5 protein-coding genes are annotated in these 4,331 nt (G+C 57.4%); 2 read left to right on the forward strand and 3 right to left on the reverse strand.

Translation table 11 applies throughout. The features are described from left to right. From ABYT07_RS19270 to ABYT07_RS19280, 3 genes are all read right to left on the reverse strand, one after another. Window positions 1-957, reverse strand: a 957-nt coding sequence (locus tag ABYT07_RS19270; RefSeq protein WP_372993637.1) for an ATP-binding cassette domain-containing protein, incomplete at its 3' end; no start/stop codon positions are given. Next, on the reverse strand, window positions 954-1,769 hold the full coding sequence (locus ABYT07_RS19275) for an ABC transporter permease (RefSeq protein ID WP_372993638.1): 816 nt from the start codon (window positions 1,767-1,769) through the stop codon (window positions 954-956). The genes ABYT07_RS19270 and ABYT07_RS19275, both read right to left, overlap by 4 nt. Next, a complete protein-coding gene (locus ABYT07_RS19280; protein WP_372993639.1) occupies window positions 1,766-2,713 on the reverse strand; it encodes an ABC transporter permease in 948 nt (315 codons plus the stop codon). Before ABYT07_RS19280 ends, ABYT07_RS19275 begins: the two co-directional genes overlap by 4 nt. Before the next feature lie 184 nt (window positions 2,714-2,897). Here ABYT07_RS19280 and ABYT07_RS19285 point away from each other — a divergent pair, with 184 nt between their 5' ends. After that, window positions 2,898-3,344 (forward strand): hypothetical protein, encoded by a 447-nt coding sequence (locus ABYT07_RS19285; protein WP_372993640.1) that lies wholly within the window; start codon window positions 2,898-2,900, stop codon window positions 3,342-3,344. A 155-nt stretch (window positions 3,345-3,499) separates the two neighbouring features. After that, on the forward strand, window positions 3,500-4,331 hold an 832-nt coding region (locus ABYT07_RS19290; RefSeq protein WP_372993641.1), incomplete at its 3' end, for an acetoin utilization protein AcuC.

Consider the following 4,331-nt stretch of genomic DNA (forward strand, 5'->3'; position numbering starts at 1 on the left):
CGATTTGCCACAACCGGATTCCCCCACCAGCCCCAACCGTTCCCCGCGCTGGATGGTAAAGGACACATCATCAACGGCGCGAAAGCTGGCGGGTTTGCCAAAAAGGGTTTTGCGCGGCAGATTGTAATCCCTGCTCAGGTTCTGAACCTCAAGAAGCGGTTTTGGCGCGGGGGCTGGCGGCAACGTCACCTTGTGGTTCGACGCGGCAAACAGCATCTGCGTATAGGGGTGGCGCATGTTGCGCAGCAGCGCTTGGGTTTCGCCTTGTTCTACCACCTCGCCCTTGCGCATGACGATAATTCGGTCGGCCATATCTGCGACCACAGCCAGATCATGGGTGATCATCAAAAGGCCCATGTTGTCTTGTCTGGCGAGGTTCTTGAGCAGGTCAAGTATTTGCGCCTGTGTCGTGACATCCAGCGCGGTCGTCGGTTCATCTGCGATCAGCAACCGGGGGCGCAGGGCGATGGCCATTGCGATCACAACGCGCTGGCGCTGGCCGCCGGACAATTCGTGCGGATAGCGGGTCAGGGGGAACCGATCCTGGGGCAAGCCCACGCGTTCCAGCGTTTCGGCGGCTTGGGCAAAGGCGTCAACCCGCGACACTGACCGATCATGCACGCGGATCGTTTCGGCGACTTGGGTGCCAATGGTCTGGACGGGGTTCAGCGCCGTCATTGGTTCCTGAAACACCATGCCGATGTCATTGCCGCGGATATCGCATAGGGCGCGTTCAGGCAGTTTAAGCAAATCCTGATCGCCCAGCATGATGTGGCCGGTGGCACGCGCGCCTTTTGGCAAAAGCTGCATGGCGGCCAGCGCTGTCATGGACTTGCCCGACCCGCTTTCGCCGGTGACGGCAACAATTTCGCCGGGGTTCACCGACAGCGTGACGTCATGCAGGATGTCAAAGCTGTGGATCGCCACCGACAGGTTCGTGATGTTCAGCAGTGTCATACCCGCGCCACCCGCAGCCGTGGATCAAGATAGTCGCGCAGGCCGTCACCCATCAGATTCAATCCCAGCACCGTCAGGATGATCGCAAAACCGGGCATCAACGCCATATGCGGTGCGATAGAGACAAGTGTTTGTGCATCCGCCAGCATCCGGCCCCATGACGGTGTCGGCGGTTGCGCACCTAGTCCGACATAGGACAGACCTGCTTCGGCCAAGATACCCAGACTGAACTGGATTGTACCCTGCACGATCAGCAGGTTGGTGACATTCGGCAGAATATGTTCAACCGATATCCGGGCCGCCGATTTGCCAGCCACACGTGCGGCAAGGATAAATTCACGTTCCCACAGGCTAAGTGCTGCACCACGGGTGATGCGCGCAAAGACGGGGATATTGAAAATGCCGATGGCGATGATGGCATTGATGGCGCTGGCCCCGAAGATGGCCGTAATCAAGATGGCGATGACAAGGCTGGGAAAGGCGAACACCAGATCATTGCCGCGCATGATAACCTCATCCACCAGCGATCCGCGTCGCGCCGCTGCCCACAGGCCCAGCGGTATGCCAAGCCCCATGCCGATGCCCACAGCGACCAGTGCCACAGCGATTGATGTCCGCGCGCCCACCATGATCATGCTGAGAATGTCGCGCCCGAAATGGTCGGTGCCCAGAAAATGCGCGCCACCCAGCCCCTGTAGCTTGTTCGGGATGTCCATTGATGTGTGGTCGAACGGCGTCCAGATAAACGATACCAAGGCGGCGAACACGAATACTGCTGTCAACGCGCCGCCAAGTATCAGATTGCGGTTCATGCGCGTGCCCTAAGCCGTGGGTCAACTGCGGCATATGCCAGATCGACCAGAAAATTCACCAGAATGACCGAAAACACCAAGAGCATGACGACAGATTCAACCACAATCAGATCGCGCGCAGAAATTGACTGAAACACCAGCCGCCCCAGCCCGGGCAGATAGAACACCTGTTCAATGATGATCGACCCGGCCAGCAGAAACGAAAACTGCAAACCAATGATCGTTAGCACGGGGATCAGGGCATTGCGCAACCCGTGCCGCCACAGCGCTTGGCGTGCGGTCAATCCTTTGGCGCGGGCGGTGCGCATATAATCTTCGCCTAGAACATCCAGCAACGATGACCGCATAACGCGGGCCAATATTGCGGCTTGCGGCAGCGCCAGCGCAATGGCGGGCAATGTCAGCGCATGTAGTCCTGCCCACAGGCCTTTGTCCCAGCCAACGAACCCGCCAGCTGCGAACCACCGCAGATTGATCGCGAAAATCAGCACCAGCATCATCGCGAACCAAAAATTCGGCACGGCAACGCCCAGTTGCGTGGCCCCCATGACCCCCATATCGCCGGGTGCACCGCGCCGCGAGGCTGCATAAATTCCGGCTGGGAATGCAATCAGCGTCGACAGGGCCAATGCATAAAGCGCAAGCGGCAGCGATACCCACATGCGCGCGGCGATCATATCGGCAACAGGGGTGCGGTAAGTATAGGAAGTGCCAAAATCACCCGTCAGCAAGCCGCCAACCCAAGACAAATAGCGTTCAACCTTTGATGCATCCAAACCCAATTCAGTGCGCAACGCGGCCAAGGTTTCGGGCTGGGCGTTTATCCCCAACATAAAGGATGCGGGGTCCCCGGGGGCGATTTCGATAACAGTGAAGATCACCAGCGATGCCACAGCAAGGCTGATGCACAAAGAAAGCAGACGTTTCAGGGTGTAGCGGATCATTTTGCTACGTTAGGCGCGGATGAATGAAGGGTCCAGAGAAGAAAGAGGAAGAAATAAAATTGTTTAAGCGCAGAGGTTTAAGGTGCCGAAAATCGCTATTCCACAAACTTTCGGAGATCGTATCCGGAACCATACAAGCTCCGGCGTGTTTGTTCGATGAAGATTAACAAGTAGGAGAGTAAAGATGACTAACACCTTTAAAACACTCGCAATCGCCGCCCTGATGGGTACTGTTTCCGCACCTGCATTTGCTGCTGCACACATGAGCCCTTCGATGACCTGTGCAGAGTATAAAGCGCTGTCCACCGAAGATCAGATGACTGTAGCGACAATGGCAATCGCCGAAGTCGACGATGGCGCAAACGGCACGTCGATGGAATCCGAGGCGACAGCGACAACCACATCGACAGATGTACCAGCTGCCGAAGCCACTGACGGCGTAGCAGAGGAAACATCGTTGAGCGATGGCGAACCAAAAGCGGTAGAAGCGACTGGCGGAGATACTGTGGCTTCGAACAGCACAGCAGTACCGATGGACGAAGCTGCACTGGAACAGTTCATGCTGGTCTGCGACCGCAATCTGGACGCAACAGTTGGCGAAGCCGCTGCTGGCCTCGAAGGCACACGTTAACTTTTGCAAGCTATGGGCGGACTATGTTGCCCGAGTAACGAGTATCGGCGGGTGCAGAAATGCACCCGTCTTTTTGCGCATGTCTATTTCCCTGCCCGCCATTTTTATTGTTGTGACGGGTCGCTATCACGCAGCATCGGGTTATCTTTCAAACCATGAAAGCACCCGACTTCATTGGCCACGAGATTTTTCGCGGATCAAGCTATGGCCGCTGGCATCCGCTTCGGGTGCCTCGGGTGTCCACGGTGATTGATCTGTCGCGTGCGCTGGGCTGGCTGCCATCGGCACAATATATCACCTCGCCCCGTGCCAAACCCAAGGCGCTGACCCAGTGGCACACGCCTGATTATGTCGCAGCACTTAACAGGGTCGAGGCGGATCAGCACGCCAGCGACCAAGACTTGCGGCGGCACGATATCGGCAGCGTGACCAATCCGGTCTTCCCCGAGATTTTTCGCAGGCCTGCCACAGCTGCGGGCGGGTCGATCCTTGCCGGTGAACTGCTGCGCGACGGTGGCGTGATCTACAATCCTGCGGGTGGCACGCATCACGGTATGCCAGACCGTGCCAACGGCTTTTGCTATCTGAATGATCCGGTGCTGGCGATGAAGTCGCTGCGCCATCATGGCGTCCAACGGATCGCGTATATCGACATTGACGCGCATCACCCTGACGGGGTCGAGGTCGGCATGGGCGGTGATCCCGATTGCCTGATGATATCCGTGCACGAAGATCGCCTGTGGCCGCGTACCGGACCAATCGAAAATGATGCGGGTGGCAATGCGTTCAATTTGCCGGTCCCACGCGGGCTGAACGATACCGAAATGGCGCATATCCGTGATCATTTGATCTTGCCGCGCGTGCAAGCGTTCAAGCCTGATGCGATCGTTCTGCTATGTGGTGCTGACGCGGTAGAAGAAGATCCGCTTTCGCATCTTTCGCTCTCTAACAACGCACATTGGGCCGTATTGCGCGGGTTGATGGGCA

The sequence above is a fragment of the Sulfitobacter sp. genome (genome assembly GCF_041552635.1).
Taxonomy (GTDB): domain Bacteria; phylum Pseudomonadota; class Alphaproteobacteria; order Rhodobacterales; family Rhodobacteraceae; genus Sulfitobacter.

What these genes read in the sequence shown, in the direction of transcription:
- ABYT07_RS19280 (WP_372993639.1), bottom strand. Translation starts at nt 2,713, where the DNA reads ATGATCCGCTACACCCTGAAACGTCTGCTTTCTTTGTGCATCAGCCTT.
- ABYT07_RS19285 (WP_372993640.1), top strand. Translation starts at nt 2,898, where the DNA reads ATGACTAACACCTTTAAAACACTCGCAATCGCCGCCCTGATGGGTACT.
- ABYT07_RS19275 (WP_372993638.1), bottom strand. Translation starts at nt 1,769, where the DNA reads ATGAACCGCAATCTGATACTTGGCGGCGCGTTGACAGCAGTATTCGTG.